18 protein-coding genes are annotated in these 16,101 nt (G+C 31.5%); 8 read left to right on the forward strand and 10 right to left on the reverse strand.

Features of this window, described 5'->3' with window-relative positions:
* Positions 1-18 precede the first annotated feature (18 nt).
* Together pbp4 and LQ679_RS13390 are read left to right on the forward strand one after the other, a co-directional pair.
* Entirely contained in the window at positions 19-1,386 is a 1,368-nt protein-coding gene (gene pbp4 / locus LQ679_RS13385) for a penicillin-binding protein PBP4 (protein WP_204188294.1), read from the forward strand.
* An 88-nt stretch (positions 1,387-1,474) separates the two neighbouring features.
* Complete coding sequence (locus tag LQ679_RS13390; protein WP_051575454.1) at positions 1,475-2,224, forward strand: M50 family metallopeptidase; 750 nt, start codon at positions 1,475-1,477, stop codon at positions 2,222-2,224.
* Positions 2,225-2,631: 407 nt separating this feature from the next.
* Here the strand turns inward: LQ679_RS13390 and LQ679_RS13395 are convergent, their stop codons facing one another.
* Positions 2,632-3,282: a metal-dependent transcriptional regulator gene (locus LQ679_RS13395; RefSeq protein WP_025905995.1), complete on the reverse strand. Its 651-nt coding sequence runs from the start codon at positions 3,280-3,282 to the stop codon at positions 2,632-2,634.
* A 144-nt stretch (positions 3,283-3,426) separates the two neighbouring features.
* On the opposite strand from LQ679_RS13395, the gene LQ679_RS13400 reads away from it, so the two are divergent.
* The 3 genes from LQ679_RS13400 to mntC are packed head-to-tail and all read left to right on the forward strand — an operon-like array spanning position 3,427 to position 5,889.
* Positions 3,427-4,140 (forward strand): metal ABC transporter ATP-binding protein, encoded by a 714-nt coding sequence (locus LQ679_RS13400; protein WP_025905997.1) that lies wholly within the window; start codon positions 3,427-3,429, stop codon positions 4,138-4,140.
* Entirely contained in the window at positions 4,137-4,961 is an 825-nt protein-coding gene (locus tag LQ679_RS13405; protein WP_159316346.1) for a metal ABC transporter permease, read from the forward strand. The genes LQ679_RS13400 and LQ679_RS13405 overlap by 4 nt, the downstream gene beginning before the upstream one ends.
* Before the next feature lie 10 nt (positions 4,962-4,971).
* The gene (gene mntC / locus LQ679_RS13410) at positions 4,972-5,889 is read left to right on the forward strand and encodes a manganese ABC transporter substrate-binding lipoprotein MntC (protein WP_239763306.1); all 918 of its coding nucleotides are present in this window, start codon (positions 4,972-4,974) and stop codon (positions 5,887-5,889) included.
* A 275-nt stretch (positions 5,890-6,164) separates the two neighbouring features.
* Here mntC and LQ679_RS13415 read toward each other — a convergent pair whose 3' ends face one another.
* The 8 genes from LQ679_RS13415 to LQ679_RS13450 are packed head-to-tail and all read right to left on the reverse strand — an operon-like array spanning position 6,165 to position 12,626.
* Positions 6,165-6,656 carry a Na+/H+ antiporter subunit G gene (locus tag LQ679_RS13415; protein ID WP_126477896.1) on the reverse strand — a complete coding sequence of 164 codons (492 nt, stop codon included), beginning with the start codon at positions 6,654-6,656 and terminating at the stop codon, positions 6,165-6,167.
* Entirely contained in the window at positions 6,634-6,927 is a 294-nt protein-coding gene (locus LQ679_RS13420; RefSeq protein WP_049320936.1) for a monovalent cation/H+ antiporter complex subunit F, read from the reverse strand. The genes LQ679_RS13415 and LQ679_RS13420 overlap by 23 nt, the downstream gene beginning before the upstream one ends.
* Positions 6,927-7,409: a Na+/H+ antiporter subunit E gene (locus tag LQ679_RS13425; RefSeq protein WP_025906008.1), complete on the reverse strand. Its 483-nt coding sequence runs from the start codon at positions 7,407-7,409 to the stop codon at positions 6,927-6,929. The genes LQ679_RS13420 and LQ679_RS13425 overlap by 1 nt, the downstream gene beginning before the upstream one ends.
* Before the next feature lie 2 nt (positions 7,410-7,411).
* Positions 7,412-8,908: a Na+/H+ antiporter subunit D gene (locus LQ679_RS13430; protein WP_159316348.1), complete on the reverse strand. Its 1,497-nt coding sequence runs from the start codon at positions 8,906-8,908 to the stop codon at positions 7,412-7,414.
* Positions 8,901-9,248: a Na(+)/H(+) antiporter subunit C gene (locus tag LQ679_RS13435; RefSeq protein WP_025906012.1), complete on the reverse strand. Its 348-nt coding sequence runs from the start codon at positions 9,246-9,248 to the stop codon at positions 8,901-8,903. The genes LQ679_RS13430 and LQ679_RS13435 overlap by 8 nt, the downstream gene beginning before the upstream one ends.
* Positions 9,245-9,670 (reverse strand): monovalent cation/H+ antiporter subunit B, encoded by a 426-nt coding sequence (locus LQ679_RS13440; protein ID WP_025906014.1) that lies wholly within the window; start codon positions 9,668-9,670, stop codon positions 9,245-9,247. Before LQ679_RS13440 ends, LQ679_RS13435 begins: the two co-directional genes overlap by 4 nt.
* A complete protein-coding gene (locus LQ679_RS13445; protein ID WP_239763308.1) occupies positions 9,657-12,056 on the reverse strand; it encodes a DUF4040 family protein in 2,400 nt (799 codons plus the stop codon). Before LQ679_RS13445 ends, LQ679_RS13440 begins: the two co-directional genes overlap by 14 nt.
* 18 nt (positions 12,057-12,074) lie before the next feature.
* Complete coding sequence (locus tag LQ679_RS13450) at positions 12,075-12,626, reverse strand: tyrosine-type recombinase/integrase (protein WP_037589834.1); 552 nt, start codon at positions 12,624-12,626, stop codon at positions 12,075-12,077.
* 136 nt (positions 12,627-12,762) lie between these two features.
* Here LQ679_RS13450 and LQ679_RS13455 point away from each other — a divergent pair, with 136 nt between their 5' ends.
* Entirely contained in the window at positions 12,763-12,972 is a 210-nt protein-coding gene (locus LQ679_RS13455; protein ID WP_025906021.1) for a DUF1659 domain-containing protein, read from the forward strand.
* 32 nt (positions 12,973-13,004) lie between these two features.
* Positions 13,005-13,220 (forward strand): DUF2922 domain-containing protein, encoded by a 216-nt coding sequence (locus LQ679_RS13460; protein WP_037589835.1) that lies wholly within the window; start codon positions 13,005-13,007, stop codon positions 13,218-13,220.
* Between the two features lie 55 nt (positions 13,221-13,275).
* Here the strand turns inward: LQ679_RS13460 and LQ679_RS13465 are convergent, their stop codons facing one another.
* Positions 13,276-13,605 (reverse strand): MarR family transcriptional regulator, encoded by a 330-nt coding sequence (locus tag LQ679_RS13465; RefSeq protein WP_025906024.1) that lies wholly within the window; start codon positions 13,603-13,605, stop codon positions 13,276-13,278.
* A gap of 262 nt (positions 13,606-13,867) precedes the next feature.
* Here LQ679_RS13465 and LQ679_RS13470 point away from each other — a divergent pair, with 262 nt between their 5' ends.
* A complete protein-coding gene (locus tag LQ679_RS13470) occupies positions 13,868-16,048 on the forward strand; it encodes an AraC family transcriptional regulator (RefSeq protein WP_204167851.1) in 2,181 nt (726 codons plus the stop codon).
* Positions 16,049-16,101: the final 53 nt, after the last annotated feature.

The raw sequence follows: 16,101 nt of genomic DNA on the forward strand, positions 1-16,101 counted from the left end.
AATGAAGAGGTCTTATTCATGAAAAAAAGTCTATTATTATTTTTTGCATTACTTTTATTAAGCATACCAGTAACTCAAAGTGCTTATGCAGCGGATAATCCGAAATCACCAACACAAGTAGCCAATGAAGATGGATACTCACTCGGTGAAATCTATGAACCTGAAGGCGCTATTAACTATAGTTCTGATACTGGTCAAATTTTGTATGAATATAAAATAGATGCTAAATGGTATCCAGCTAGTATGTCTAAATTAATGACATTATATTTAACTGAGAAAGCAATCAATAGTGGCAAACTTGATAAAAATGCTAAAGTTAAAATGACAAACGAAGAATATCGTTTATCTACATTACCAGAATTAAGTAATACAAAATTGTATCCAGGAGATGTTTATACAATTTCTGAACTCATGCAAATTACCGTTTCTAACTCTTCTAATGCAGGTGCGATGATTTTAGGAAGAGAAACGATGAAAGCTGAGAACTTAGCTTCTGCTAAAAAGATAGATAAAAAAGATAAAGACTCTAATAAAAATACAGCATCAAAACAACAAAAAAAGGATTTAGATTCTGACTTTGTTGACTACATGAATGAGACAGCTAAGAAATTAGGCATGGAACATACGAAGTTCTACAATGCTAATGGTGCTTCTAATAATTTATTACTAGAATATAAAGCTAAACGTTACCAATCAGATGAAGATAACTATACAACAGCTAGAGATTTTGCCATTTTAACGCAACATCTTGTAAAACAGTATCCTGACATTTTAGAATACACTAAAAAAGTTGCCCCTACTGTTCACTACGTTACATATTATACGTATAATCATTCACTTGAAGGTGCAGATATGTCACTTAAAGGTACTGATGGTCTAAAAACGGGTTCTAGTGACACTGCCGACTATAACCACAGTCTTTCTACTAAAAGAGATGGATTAAGAATTAACCAAGTTCTTTTAGGTGCAGGAGATTACAACAGTGTTGGTGGAGAGAAAGAACGTAATATGATGGGTAATAGCTTGATGGAAAAATCATTCAAAGAATATGAATGGAAAAAAGTATTATCTAAAGGTACTCAAAAAATTAATGGCAAAAAATACTACGTTACAGAAGACTTATATGATGTCGTACGTAAAGGCGAAGATTATAAAGTCGTACTTAAAGATGGACGTGCAAGCATTGATTATAACCGTTCTTATATCAATGATAGTTATGGTCCACCATCTGTAAAAGTAGAAACACCAAGTAAACATAAATTTAACGAAACAAAGAAAAAAGTAACAAGTACGGATAATAGACCTATTATTATGACAGCGTCAATCTTACTTATTGCTGGAATCATTCTTTTATTAACTTGGTTAATTAAGCGTAAGAAAAAATAATAACGGATATTAAGTCTTAAGTCCGACAACAAAAACGTCACTTTAGTGTAGAATAGTCTTAAACTATTCAATACGAGGTGACGTTTTTTTGATTCAATTTTTACCGAATTTCCTATCAGAACCAATAAATTTATCCTTAACAATGATAACGATCATCGCGCTTATATATGTATTTGTTCATCATAGAAGACAACAGCCCATTTTAAGTTTAATTGATATCATTTTAGGTTATTTTCCAATACTCATCCATGAGATGGGTCATGTTATAGCAAATAAACTATCAGGTGGTAAACCTAAAGACCTCGTAGTTGTTTGGCGTCGTAAAGAGCGCATGGAAACCGGTAGACAAGGTTATGCCGTTACTGGTTCCAAATCACGTTTAAATCAATTTATAACGACTTTATTCGGTTATATCATGCCGCCGATAATGTTGATTTTAGGTGTATGGCTAAAACATCACACATTCGGACCAATTTTCTTAATCATTCTTCTGATCATGTTTTTATTCTATGTCATATTAACATCTAGGAAATTTATCCCAAGTATCATTCTCGTCATTATTGCAGTAGCTTTATATGAAGTACTATCTGCACCAAATATACATGACTTTGGACAAATCATTACGTATATTTATCACATTAGTTTAGGAACATTATTAGGTGAAGTCGCACAATCAAGTATTACAATATTCCTATTAACATTCTCACGTTCAAGACAAGAATGGGATGGTAGTCAGTTAAGACAACTCACTAAAATTCCAACTATTTTCTTTAGTGTTATATGGATAGCGATTAATGTATATGCGGTTATGTATACATTCAATATTTTATGGCCATAGATATTGGAACTTTAAATATGGAGTCTTCGCGTAGTATAATTCGACTTTATACTTTAGCGCACGATATCTTGAAGTCTTCGTGCGTTACACCCTGATTTTGTACCTTATCGCACGATATCTCGTAGTCTTCGTGCGTTACACCCTGATTTTGTACCTTAGCGCACGATATCTTATAGTCTTCGTGCGTTACACCCTGATTTTTTACCTTAGCGCACGATATCTCGTAGTCTTCGTGCGTTACACCCTGATTTTTTACCTTAGCGCACGATATCTCGTAGTCTTCGTGCGTTACACCCTGATTTTGTACCTTAGCGCACGATATCTCGTAGTCTTCGTGCGTTATTTTAATCCATTAACAAAAAACCAGCAGAAATTCATTCGCTTGAATTTCTGCTGGTTTTTATTTATTAAGCTGTTTTTATACCAAACAAATATGATGCATTTGTTTCACTTATCATAATTGTTTTATCTTTTAGTTTAAGTTCTATGAGCTGGTTTAAGCTATCTTTATTGCTAATTGTTACTACATCGCCAATATGCAATTCTTGATTACTTAAATAATCTAAGAGATTCACGTAATCCATTACACGTTTAATTTCAACGTCATCTCCAATTTCAAACTCATTTAATGATGTGTTATAAATTTCCTCTATTTGATTCTCTCTTGGAATAATACCACCATGCGGACAAGTTGTTGGGTAACCCATTAACTTATCTATCTTATCTATAAAACGGTCAGATACACGATGTTCTAATATTTCTGCCTCTTCGTGAACTTCATCCCAAGTATATTCAAGTTCTTCTATTAAGAATCGCTCTATGAGTCTATGTCTTTTAATAATATTAGTTGTATGATCTAACCCCTTCTGAGTTAATTTCACACCTTTATAAGGACGAATATCTACGTAGTCATCCTTTTTCAAACGTAACATCATTTCACTAACTGATGAAGGTTTAATATTTAAATCTTGCGCTAAATTCTTATTGGATACGTAATCTGTTGTGCCATTTAATCCAAAAATCGCTTTTAAGTAGTCTTCTTGTTCTTCAGTCAACATCTACTCTGACCTCACTTTTATTATCATATATTTATTGTACCACGATTTATTTTTACAGGCTATCTCTTGACTTTAGATAATTTTCTAATATAATCGAATTATAGTTTAGGTTAGCCTAAACTTATTTTTAGAAAAGGTGATAACATGTTGCAGGTAAAAAATTTGAATCTATATTTAGGTCAACAGCACATATTGCATGATATTAATTTAACCATTGAATCTACAGGTGAATTAATTGGCATTATGGGACCGAATGGTGCAGGAAAATCTTCATTTATTAAATCGATTTTGGGTGAATTTAAGGCATCAGGAGAAGTTTATTGGCATGATAAACCGATAAACCAACAGTTGAAACAATTAACGTATATTCCTCAAAGAAATCAATTAGATTTAGATTTCCCTATCACTGTTCAAGATAGTTTATTAACAGGCTATTATGCTACATCAGGTTGGTTTAGGCCATTAAAAAAAGAAGCGTATCAAAAAAGGGATCAATTAATGTCAGAGTTACAACTAACTGAATTAAAAGACAAGACATTAAATCAATTAAGTGGTGGTCAATTACAACGTGTTCTTTTAGCAAAATCTTTAATGAAAGACAGTGATTTATTATGTCTCGATGAACCATTTGTCGGTATTGATTTTAAAAGTGAAGAAATCATGATAAACATGCTTAGAAGATTAAAGTCAGAAGGAAAACTCATCATTATTGTTCATCATGATATTCAAAAAGCCAAATTATATTTCGATAGAATCATCCTCCTCAATCGAACTATTAAATTTTTTGGCACAGCATCTGAAGCTTTAACAGAACACAATATTAAAGAAGTATTTCTAAAGGAAGGCGTTACACCATGATTAATGAATTTATCTCATCCCTTATACAATATAATTTCTTAAGTCGAGCGCTGATTACTGCTATTGTAGTTGGTGTTGTTTGTGGCATTGTAGGTAGCCTCATTATATTAAGAGGTTTGTCTTTAATGGGTGATGCTATGAGCCACGCTGTACTGCCTGGTGTTGCTATAAGTTACGTATTGAACATCCCGATGTTTATAGGTGCGCTTGTTACCGGTATGTTAACGAGCTTTCTGATTGGTTACATTGCCCAACACTCAAAAACTAAAAATGACGCAGCTATCGGTATTATCTTTACTGCATTCTTTTCCCTTGGAATTATTATCATAAGTCAAATTAACTCCTCTACTGATTTATATCATATTTTATTTGGGAACATATTAGCAGTAACTTCAAGTGCATTTTATACAACGAGTATAGTTAGTCTAATCGTTATCGCTTGTGTCATATTATTTTACAAACCCTTGCATTTATCAACGTTTGACCCTATTGCAGCTAGAATGAGCGGTTTAAATGTAAAAGTCATTCATTATTTTGTCATGATGCTATTAGCACTCGTTACAGTTGCTAGTTTACAAACAGTGGGCATTATACTTGTCGTTGCACTTCTTATTACACCGAGTTCAGCCGCATTTTTAATTACAAAATCATTAAAATCAATGATGATTGTCGCAAGTGTTATCAGTGCAATATGTGCGGCCTGTGGCATGTATATTAGTTACCTTTATAACTTACCAAGTGGCGCGTGTATCGTATTAGTCTGCTGCTTAGTGTACATGATTACATTCACCATACATAAAATGAAATTAAAATTTGCTTAGGAGGTTAAACATGAAGAAATTATTTATGCCATTACTCGCTATCATTGTTTTACTATGTGCTTGTAATGCAACATCATCTAATGAAGACAAACATTTAAAAATAGTAACAACAAATTCAATATTAGCGGACATGACTAAAGAAGTAACAAAGTCTGATGCAAAAGTTACAAGCATCGTCCCTATCGGACAAGACCCTCACGAATATGAAATTAAACCTAAAGACGTCAAAGCATTAACAGATGCAGATGTTATTATATATAATGGTTTTAACCTTGAAAGTGGAAATGGTTGGTTTGAAAAAGCATTAGAACAAGCAGGTAAAAAAGTCTCAGACAAAAATGTTATTCAAGCAACTGAAGACGTTACACCTATCTATTTAAAAGGTGGAGAAGGCGATAAAAATAAAATCGATCCACACGCTTGGTTAAGTCTTGAAAATGGTATAAAATACGTCAATACAATTGAAAAGCACTTAAGTGATATTGATAAAGATCACAGCAAACAATTTAAAGATAATGCTGAAAAATACACGAATAAATTAGATAAACTACATCATAAAATGATGACAGCATTCAATGATATTCCTGAAGATAAACGTGCTTTTATAACAAGTGAAGGTGCATTTAAATACTTTGCGAAAAGCTATCATATAACACCAGGATATATTTGGGAGATTAATACAGAAAAACAAGGTACACCAGATCAAATGAAGCAAGCCATTAAATTTGTGAAAGACCATGACCTAAAATCATTAGTCGTCGAAACAAGTGTTGATAAGAAAAGTATGCAAACATTAGCAGAAGAAACAAACCTCAACATTAAAGATGAAGTATTTACAGATTCAATTGGTAAAAAAGATTCTAAAGGTAACTCATATTACAATATGATGGAACACAATGCAGAAGCTATTCATAATAGTATGAAATAATGAAAAAAGAGGCCGAGATGATGAAATCTCGGCCTCTTTTTTGTGTATTTAACTTCCATTTTTCTGAATTGTGGTAATTAGAACGCTGTAACTATCATTATTCCGAATTCTGGTAATTAGAACGCTGTAACTATCATTATTTCGAATTCTGTCCCTAACAGCACCTCTTACGGACATTTCTCGGAATTCTGTCCCTAACGACACCTCTTAGAGACATTTCTCGGAATTCTGTCCCTAACGACATCCCATAACATACACTTCTCAAATAAATTCTATTATTTTAATGTTGGATCATCTTTTTTCATGACTTGTTTATATTTACTAAATGTTTCTTTATCATTTTTAGAAAATGCTTCGTTCATCACTTGTCTTTTTTCGGCTCTTCTTCGTCTGTCTTTTTTTGTTTCTTTACGATCATATCTAAAGTTTAACGAAGTACCTTTTTTAGTAAATTCTTTCATATACATATATGATCCTGAATTATAAGCTGCTCTAATAATCATATGTCCTGCTACTGGAGATGTTAAATATAAGAACAGTATTGTTAATAATGTTCGGACACTAAAGTATTCTTGTGTCACTAAGAAATATATAAACACACCTGTCAAAGTAAGCAACACAGATAATGTAGAACTTTTAGTAGCGGCATGACTTCGAAGAAATGTATCTCTAAAGCGTACAATTCCTATCGCACTGATGAGCGCTGCTATTGAACCTAACAATATTGATAAAGCGGCAATTAAACTAACGATCTCGCTTAGATTCAAAGACACGACCCCCTTCTATGAAACGTGAAATACCTACTGTACTCAAGAAAGAAAGTATTGCGATAATCAAACTCGCTTCTAAATAACTGAATGTATCATAAATAATGCTTAATACCCCTACTACGGAAACTAAAATCGCACCGATTGCATCAAAAGCAATGACTCTATCAGCAGTAGTTGGACCTATGATCGTTCTGAGAAGTACGACAACAATGGAAATACCATATATAACAAGCGCTGTTTTGATAATTGCTAATATGATAAATGACATTATTTAAGCACCTCCCAGATTAGTTTTTCATATTTCTTAATTTGCTTCGTTAAAATTTCTTTTTCTTTATCTGATATATCAATTGCATGTATAAAGAATCTTCTACCATCAGGTGAAAGTCTAAGCACGACGGAACCTGGTGTAAGCATAATAAGCAATGTTAACAATGTAATCGCCCAATCTTGTTTTAATGTTGTTTCATAAGTTACAAGACCTGGATTAACTTTGTTTGTTTTAAATAAAATATAATTGATTGTTGTCATACTTGAAGTCACAAGTTGATAGTTATAAACACATATAAACTTGAAGATTACCCAAACCTTTTTCAAGTAGAAGACATGTCCAAAGAATCTATGCATTAAATAAACAATAACAATACCAATGAGATATCCACCTACAAAGGTTGATAAATGAAATTTATCTTCATCTTGGAATAACGTCCATAAGAAGGCGATTAAAATATTTAATAACAACTGTGCCATTATTACTTCGCCTCCACTTCTACGTTTGGAATAATTTCTTTAATATATGACTGTTCATGTATGTTAAATTGTGCTGCCAATTCTGAAATGTTCAATACATATTGTGATGCTATACCTAATGCGATAGTAGCTACTGTTAATATGATCATCGCATATAATTTATGTTTAGAAAGTGGTACCCTTTCAACTTTAGGAATATCGTTTCTACCAAAGTACATCACTAAGAATATTCTTAGTAAACTGTACATTGCGATAACACTTGTAATCACCATCACGATGACACCTATTGTATAACCATTATCTAAAGCACCTTTAATAATTAATAATTTCCCAGGAAATCCACTAAAGGGTGGTACACCACCGATTGATAATATCGTGATAAAGAATATAATCCCTAGACTCGGATAATATTTAATTAATCCACCAAATTGATCATAATATCTCGTGCCTGATAATAATACGAAAGTACCGATGATTAAGAATAGTAATGTTTTGATAATCATATCGTGACTGACATAGAATATTGCCCCTGTAATACCATCGCTATTATTCGCACTTAAACCGAGGACAGCAAATCCTATTGATAAAATAACTTGGTAAGCTGCAATCTTTTTAATATCTTTAAATCCTAATACACCGATACTGCCGATGATCATTGTGATGATAGCCATAATATATAATAGGAAATGTGTAACTTCTGGCTTTTCATCGAACATCAACACCATAACTCTTATCAATGCATAGACACCGACTTTAGTCATAAGGCTGGCAAACAATGCTGCTAACTCAGTGTTTAAAGCAGCATATGCTTTCGGCAACCACATAAACATGACTAAGGCTGCTTTACCACCAAAGACGAAAATCATAATAACTGCTACTAAAGTAACGGTCGTTGGTTGATTACTTTCAGTTATGCGCATTGCGATATGTCCAAAGTTCAAAGTACCTAGCGTTCCATATAAATATGCTACACCCATTAAGAAGAACCAAGAACTGACAACGTTAATAACAACATAAATAACACTCGCTCTTAATTGTTCAATAGATTGTCCCAGTGTTAATAATACAAATGATGCTAATAACATAATTTCAAACATAACGTATAAATTGAAGATATCTGCCGTTAAGAAGCTTCCGTTAACACCTGTTAATAAAAATAGTATAAAAGATGGTAAGAAATATCTATTTGCTACTCTTTCTCGTTTACCAAAACCAAAATATATAATAACTGTTACAACAAAACAAGAAACAGACGTAAATAGAAGTGCTAATTCATCTCCGACAAACTGTATACCATATGGCGGTTGCCAATCTCCAAAGTTAATAACAAGTACTTTATTTAAACTAACTTCTATAAGTAGCCATACCGAAATGATTGTTGTGATTGATAAACTCGTTATCGCGATACGTCTTGTTAAAGCTAAACGTTCTTTAAAGAAGAACAATATTAATCCAGTAATTAAAGGTACGAGTAATGGTACTAATATTAAATTATTCATCTACATCTTCATCCTCACCGCGTAACGCCTCTATTCTATTTACTTTCGTCAACTTAAATGTTCTATATATAAGTACGAGTAAAAATGCCGTAACAGCAAAACCAATAACGATCGCTGTTAAGATCAATGCTTGAGGTAAAGGATCGACATAATCTTTTCCTTCTCCATTAATAAGTGGAACATTCTTCCCACCGAACTCGCTCATTGATAAAATCATTAAGTTTGCTACGTGTGTATAAATTGCTGTACCAATAACAATTCGAATTAAGTTTTTAGACAAAATCATATATGTTCCTACAAATGTGAGTACGCCTATTATAATAACTAGTATTAAATTCAACTGTTATCACCACTTATCGCAAGCATAATTGTTACAACTGCCCCTACTACAGTAAGTAGTATGCCGAGCTCAAAAAGTGTAACGCTTGATAAATGAATCTCACCTAACAACGGCCACGTCATATAGCCATCTTCATGTGTTAACATCGGATGTCCAAAGAACATAGGAATAATACCTGTACCAATTGAAATGAGACATCCAATAATCGTAACTGCTCTAAAGTCTAATGGCATTGATTGAACGACTGTTTCCACATCAAAAGCTAAAAACATTAAGATAAAAGCTGAACTAAAGACGAGCCCACCTATAAACCCACCGCCTGGGTTATCGTGACCAGCAAGAAAAATATAAAATCCAAACGTCAATATTATGAATATAGCAATTTTGGATATCGTTTCTAATACAACATCATTTTCTTTCATTTGGCTCATCCTTTCTTATCTTAAATTTAACTAATGTAAATATACCTAATCCTGCAATTAATATAACGATTCCTTCAAGCATTGTATCTAACGCTCTAAAATCTCCTAGAATACCATTAACGATATTTTTAACACCTGCTAATTCGTAAGCATTATCATAGTAGAATGAAATTTTGTCGAACAGACTATCTTGTTGCATCATAATGACAAAGACCACAACAAATACTGCCATTAATAAAGCAATTGTTAGTTTCACAATTTCACTCATAACGTTTGGTGTATCTTTCTGAACGTTTGGTAAATGATAGAACACTAATAAGAATAATACTGTCGTAATCGTTTCTATAACTAGTTGCGTTAAAGCTAAATCAGGTGCTTTCATAAATATGAATACGACCGCGATCGAATACCCGATGACACCATTTAAAATCGTCATTGTCATTCTCTCACGTATAAACATTAACGCTGTTGCAGTAATCACTATATTAATTAATATAATGATTTCAAATGTTGTCGCTTCAGTAATATGGTAATAAGCAATATCATAAATACCGACTTGATAAATACCATATCCCATAATGACAAAGAAGATTACATAAATAATGTGTAAATATTGGTTCAGTTTATTATTCATAATACCTTGAATTGAAAACGTACTGATACGATCTAATGCATCCATACCTTTTGTATATAGCGTATTGATTTCTAAGTTTTTAGAAATCTTACTATAAATAACATCCCATTTTGGCACGAGTATAAGAAGTGTCCCAATAATGTATATGCCAAGTGTTAAGAATAATTCTACTGTAAATCCGTGCCATGCTTTAATATGTGGTAAATGAGCCATAATCTCGCTATCGTGGAATATATCTCTTAATGCTGGACCAATTAAATATTCTCCTAATACATTCGGTACAAAGAAAATGATTGGAACAAACAATACGATAATCATTGGTGAGATTAATAACCCGCCACCATCATGACGTGGTACTTTCGGTAATTGTTCTTTTTTAAGCTTACCGAAAAATGGTTCTTTAATGAGTTTAATACAATATACAAATGTAAATATACTGCCGATAAACCCAGCTAATATCATCACGGTAGACATCGTTTGATTAAAGATATCTGTGTGACCTGTTTCAACTAAACTCGTAAAGAACTTCTCTTTACTTAAGAAACCATTAAATAACGGAATACCTGCCATAGATAGTGCACTGATTGTCATGACAACTGCTGTTATTGGCATGATTGTTCTTAATCCACCAAGCTTTTTAACATCTCTTGTTCCTGTTTCATGGTCGATAATACCAACACCCATAAATAGAACACTTTTGAAAATCGCATGGTTAATTAAATGGAATAATGCTGCAAATAAACTCGCTAAAAAGATTTCATTATCAGCTTTAAAATTACTATTTAATGCTAATAGCCCTAAACCGATCATCGTCATAATCATACCGAGCTGACTGATTGTTGAATAGGCAAGCATGGCTTTTAAATCTTTCTTGTTAACTGCAAAGAATGAACCGACTAATAACGTCACTAAACCGATAGTAACAACTGTATAAACGACCCATGTACTTTGACCGATAATTGGTGTAAATCTTAATAATAAATATAATCCTGCTTTAACCATTGTTGCTGAATGTAAATAAGCACTGACAGGCGTTGGTGCTTCCATTGCATCTGGCAACCAAATATGAAATGGAAATTGTGCAGATTTCGTAAATGCTCCGAGTAAGATTAAAATGACTGCAAGTACAAACCATGGTGATTCATAAATTTTATCAATCATACCGACTTGTTCAGTAATTGTATTCGTACCCGTAATGCTGTATAGCAAAATCAATCCTACTAACATTGCCATACCGCCAAACACTGTAATTAAAAATGATTTCAAAGCACCGTCTTGACTCTTTCTACGTTGATACCAATATGAAATGAGCAAGAATGAAGAAATACTTGTTAACTCCCAAAATGTATATAACAATATCGTATTATTTGAAAGTACGACACCTAACATTGCTAACATAAACATTAACAAATACGTATAAAATCTTGGAAGATTCTCTTTTTCATGGGAAAGATAATAAATGGCATATAAGAAGACACCTGCACCAATTAATGAAATAAGTAGTGCAAAAATTAAAGATAGACCATCTAAACGTAAATCTAAATTAACATCGACAAGTGGAATCCACTCTTGGAAATAAGTAATACTTTGGCCAGCATATATCGTCTTAATTTGACTTAAGAAATATATGGAACTTAGAACTGGCGCAATTAAACTTAGCCATCCAGCAAATCGGCTAAACTTTGTATTCATCGTCATGAGCACGATTGACATCACAACGATAATCATTAAAAACAGCCATATTAAAGCCATACATTAACCCCTTTCTCTCTATATATTAAGTTCAATTGTCGTTTCTTTTTTTATAGTTGTGACATCAATGAATTTTAATGTTTCTATTAAAGACTGATGTCCTAAATATTTTTGAATAATCGAAACTGATACCCCTGATTTGAAAGCATGATATGCAAAAGTCTTCCTTAATGAGTACAACCCGATATTCTTCAACCCTACTTCTTCAGCTGCAACATGTATAATTCGATAAGCTTGTTGTCTTGATAATTGTTTTTTTGTTTTGATAGACATAAAAACAAAGTCATCTCTTTTTAATCCTTCTTCATAAATAAAAGTAGATAAACTCGATCTCAAATGTAACGGTATCACAACTTTAATTAAATCCTGCTCATCATTGATCCAATCTTGCTTTATATCATTGTCCTCATCATATAAATCTCGGACTGTTAAATTAAGTAACTGGTTTACTTTCATACCCGTATGAATAGCTAAGCTAAACAATAAATAGTCTCGTTCACTATGTGATTTCAATACTTCATACATTGCTCTAATGTCATCTTTATTCTTAATTGGAGATACTTGTTGCATAAATTTGGTCCATCCTTCCTAATTAAGGTACATATTAATAATAATATATATTTGAGTAACATGAAAGTAATTTATACATTTTTTTGTCGTTTTTACATACTTATTTCGATATATAAAGTGAAAGGAGGTTTTACTTATGGAAACAGTTAAAGACATCAACATCATTTTATTGCATCAGTATTTAGATGAAGCTTCTAAAGTAAAAACTGTTCAACGTAAATTTAATGCAATTAATTTAAACGTTACACCAGAACAAGTTAAAACTTTTAAAGGCATTATCGAAACATTAAGTGACGAGAAATTTAAAGATGCGTATATCGTCAAAACAATACAGATAGAAAATTAATGCTATCTAAAAACCATTTAGGAGGTGAAAATATGAAAAGAGTATTGGAGTTAACATTCAAAACATCATTAGATAAGACATTTACATTACAAATTCAAAATCCAAAAGCAAACTTAACAAGCGACATCGTTGAAGATGCGATGAATAAAATTATGAAGCTTAACTTATTTAACTTAAACAAAGGTGAGCTCGTATCAATCCATTCTGCACAATATATCGAGCGCAGCACACGTCAATTGATTAAATAAGTATTCTAGAGAATTAGAAAAGGCAAGGACATAAATTTTGTCCTTGCCTTTTTTCTTATATATCTTTAACGAGTGTTTCGTATTTTTCTTTATGTTCTGCATCCATAAAGTAGTAAACTTTTCTTTCGTCGAGATTACTTCTATATTTATCGATTAAACCTTTTCTATATAATTTTGCTAAGTTTGTACCAATATTAGAAGGTCTTGTTTTTAATTCTAAAAGCTTTCCACTTAGAATTTCTTTGATTGTAATTTCTTTTGCAGTGTATATTTCTTCTAAAATAATGAAGTCAACGAGTGATAATTTCTTTTCATTTTTTAAAGTTGTTACTTTATTTTCATAGTCGATCATTTGTTGAATAGTTTTGTTGAATGTTTCTATCAAGTAAAGCCCTCCAATTTAATTTTTCCCGATTTTTAATAGTTCACAACACACAAATTTCATTAATTATTATTTTAACGCGTTTTAAATTCATATTTTGATTAAATCGATTAACATATTTGATTTATTATAAAGTATCTTCTCCATTTTATTAAATTAGGTAACATTTACATACGATTTTTGATATCATATTGTTAAATAAATAAATATAATGACAGATTTTGATGTTTTATTCCATAATTTGTCTTTATTGAGAGGTGATTATTTGTACAACTATAAGATTTCACTACATAAAGAAAGTATCATTAATCCGAAATTACTCGGATATGGCGCTTTATGTTTCGTTTTAGAAGGTCATACAGAACTTACTTTAAATCATACGACTTATGAATATAATGTTGGTGATTTATTTTATCTTCAAGATAACGATAATTATTTACCGATTATTAATAATGGATTGGTCGCTATACTTCATATTAGCTATGCGATGATGGAAAATTTAAGTGGAGAAGAGGCATTTGTCTTTAGAATCCCCCGTACTTCGAAGACAAATGAATTAGATAGATATAAACATGAAATTAAAGATTTATATATTAGAGCTATTCTTGCAAACTTAACAAACGTTAAAATTAGATGCAGTAATTACGTTGTTGAGATTTATAAAATTATGTTTGAACGTTTTCAAGTGGATACTAAAAATTATGGTCATATTGAAATAGAACTCAGCAGCCTTATTTATAAAGTAAAACAATATATTGATCAAAATTATCACGAAAGATTATCACTTAATAGTGTCGCGAGTCATTTTTATATTTCTCCTGAACATTTATCTAGAGAATTCTCTAAACAAATGGGGACAACATTCATTCAATATTTAAAAGAAACAAGACTTTTTCAAGCGACATATGCATTACTGTTCACACAGTTTAAAACTGAGCAAATTGCAAACAGTCATGGTTTTTCTAGTTATCATAACTTTAATAGACAATTTAAAGAGCAGTTTCATGTAACGCCTAATCAATACCGACTACAATATAGACGTCATAAAAAAGATAAAGAAAATGCAGTGATTTCTAACGAAGAAAAAGCTTCATTGATTTCTAAATTACAAAAATTGATGCATAATAAATCGTTTGTTCATGAATATAAAAGAATGGCCTTTAGTGATGTACCTTTTAAGACCCTCTCAGCAAACCATAAGACATATTTACATGTCGGTGATGTTCATGATTTCTATACACCTTTTCTTGGGGAAATTTTAGAAAATGTAGAGAAAATGACGGATATGCCAATCATTGTTATTCACTGTTCTATGAAGACTTTCTTTGATACAGAACAACAAAATCATTATAAACAAAATTTAGCATTTTGTTTAAGTATGTTTTCAGATACGAGAATCATACCAGCCATAAAAATATATGATATTGATTATGACGACGACAACTTTAAAAACAACTGGCATGAATTAATAGATGCCATTTACAATTATTTTTATAACAAGAATGGAGAAATATTCTTTGATGTAGATTTTAGCGATATTCATCATGTTAAAAAGCAAATTAGAGAAACAAAGATAAAGTTACCTGATATACAAATTGGAATAAATGCGCCAAATCCATTTATGCATATATATGAAGAATTAGAGATTGATTTCTCGCAATATGAAGACATTGATGCTTTTGCATTAAGTTATAACTTTAACGACTTGTATAACTTAGATGAAATAAACAATTATGATATCGCAGACATTACAAACCAACATACGAAACAACTCATTCAAAATATGGCTTATTTAAAATCAAAAAATAAACATGTTATCCCAATGGAATGGAATATATTAAACGGTGATACGTATACTAGTAAAAGCTTTTATTTTAATGCGGCCATTATGTTAAAGCATTTAATGAGTATTACGAATTACATATCTGGTATAGGATTTTGGTTAATGGAAGAAGCTTCTGCTAAATATTCAGCTATCGAACAACCATTATCTTTGTATTTAAAATATCACTGTAAAAGTCCGACGAATTATTTATTATCTATTCTGAGTCATTTTAACGGTCATGAATTTTATGAAGGGCCAAACTATATTAAATTTGAAATTCACAATAAAATATTCTATTTATTATTTAACTATGAACTGTATCATCCGCATGATATCAACTATCAAAATAATATCGGGATTATCTTATCTTATCGTGACATCCCATTCGATAAATTCAGAGTCACGAAAATTACATTCGACCAAGACAACGGAAATATCTTTAAAGCGATTAGAAAATTAGATCATACTCATGGTAATTTGGATTTCTTAAATACAGTATTATTAGATAGATATTGTTCGCCAGATATAGAAATGGCAGATTATAACACAAATAAAATTGATGAAACTTATTTCTTAAAGACGAACGCTGTTCAATTATTGATCGTACAGAATAGAGGATAGAGAAACACATATTCAAACAAACTTAATAAAAATCCAAAAAAATCTTGGGCATC

Origin of the sequence: Mammaliicoccus sp. I-M35, from assembly GCF_022386455.1 — a bacterium.
Lineage (GTDB): Bacteria > Bacillota > Bacilli > Staphylococcales > Staphylococcaceae > Mammaliicoccus > Mammaliicoccus sciuri_A.

What these genes read in the sequence shown, in the direction of transcription:
- pbp4 (WP_204188294.1), top strand. Translation starts at nt 19, where the DNA reads ATGAAAAAAAGTCTATTATTATTTTTTGCATTACTTTTATTAAGCATA.
- LQ679_RS13405 (WP_159316346.1), top strand. Translation starts at nt 4,137, where the DNA reads ATGATTAATGAATTTATCTCATCCCTTATACAATATAATTTCTTAAGT.
- LQ679_RS13445 (WP_239763308.1), bottom strand. Translation starts at nt 12,056, where the DNA reads ATGGCTTTAATATGGCTGTTTTTAATGATTATCGTTGTGATGTCAATC.
- LQ679_RS13455 (WP_025906021.1), top strand. Translation starts at nt 12,763, where the DNA reads ATGGAAACAGTTAAAGACATCAACATCATTTTATTGCATCAGTATTTA.
- LQ679_RS13430 (WP_159316348.1), bottom strand. Translation starts at nt 8,908, where the DNA reads ATGAATAATTTAATATTAGTACCATTACTCGTACCTTTAATTACTGGA.
- LQ679_RS13425 (WP_025906008.1), bottom strand. Translation starts at nt 7,409, where the DNA reads ATGGCACAGTTGTTATTAAATATTTTAATCGCCTTCTTATGGACGTTA.
- LQ679_RS13400 (WP_025905997.1), top strand. Translation starts at nt 3,427, where the DNA reads ATGTTGCAGGTAAAAAATTTGAATCTATATTTAGGTCAACAGCACATA.
- LQ679_RS13450 (WP_037589834.1), bottom strand. Translation starts at nt 12,626, where the DNA reads ATGCAACAAGTATCTCCAATTAAGAATAAAGATGACATTAGAGCAATG.
- LQ679_RS13420 (WP_049320936.1), bottom strand. Translation starts at nt 6,927, where the DNA reads ATGTCATTTATCATATTAGCAATTATCAAAACAGCGCTTGTTATATAT.
- LQ679_RS13440 (WP_025906014.1), bottom strand. Translation starts at nt 9,670, where the DNA reads ATGAAAGAAAATGATGTTGTATTAGAAACGATATCCAAAATTGCTATA.
- LQ679_RS13395 (WP_025905995.1), bottom strand. Translation starts at nt 3,282, where the DNA reads ATGTTGACTGAAGAACAAGAAGACTACTTAAAAGCGATTTTTGGATTA.
- LQ679_RS13460 (WP_037589835.1), top strand. Translation starts at nt 13,005, where the DNA reads ATGAAAAGAGTATTGGAGTTAACATTCAAAACATCATTAGATAAGACA.
- mntC (WP_239763306.1), top strand. Translation starts at nt 4,972, where the DNA reads ATGAAGAAATTATTTATGCCATTACTCGCTATCATTGTTTTACTATGT.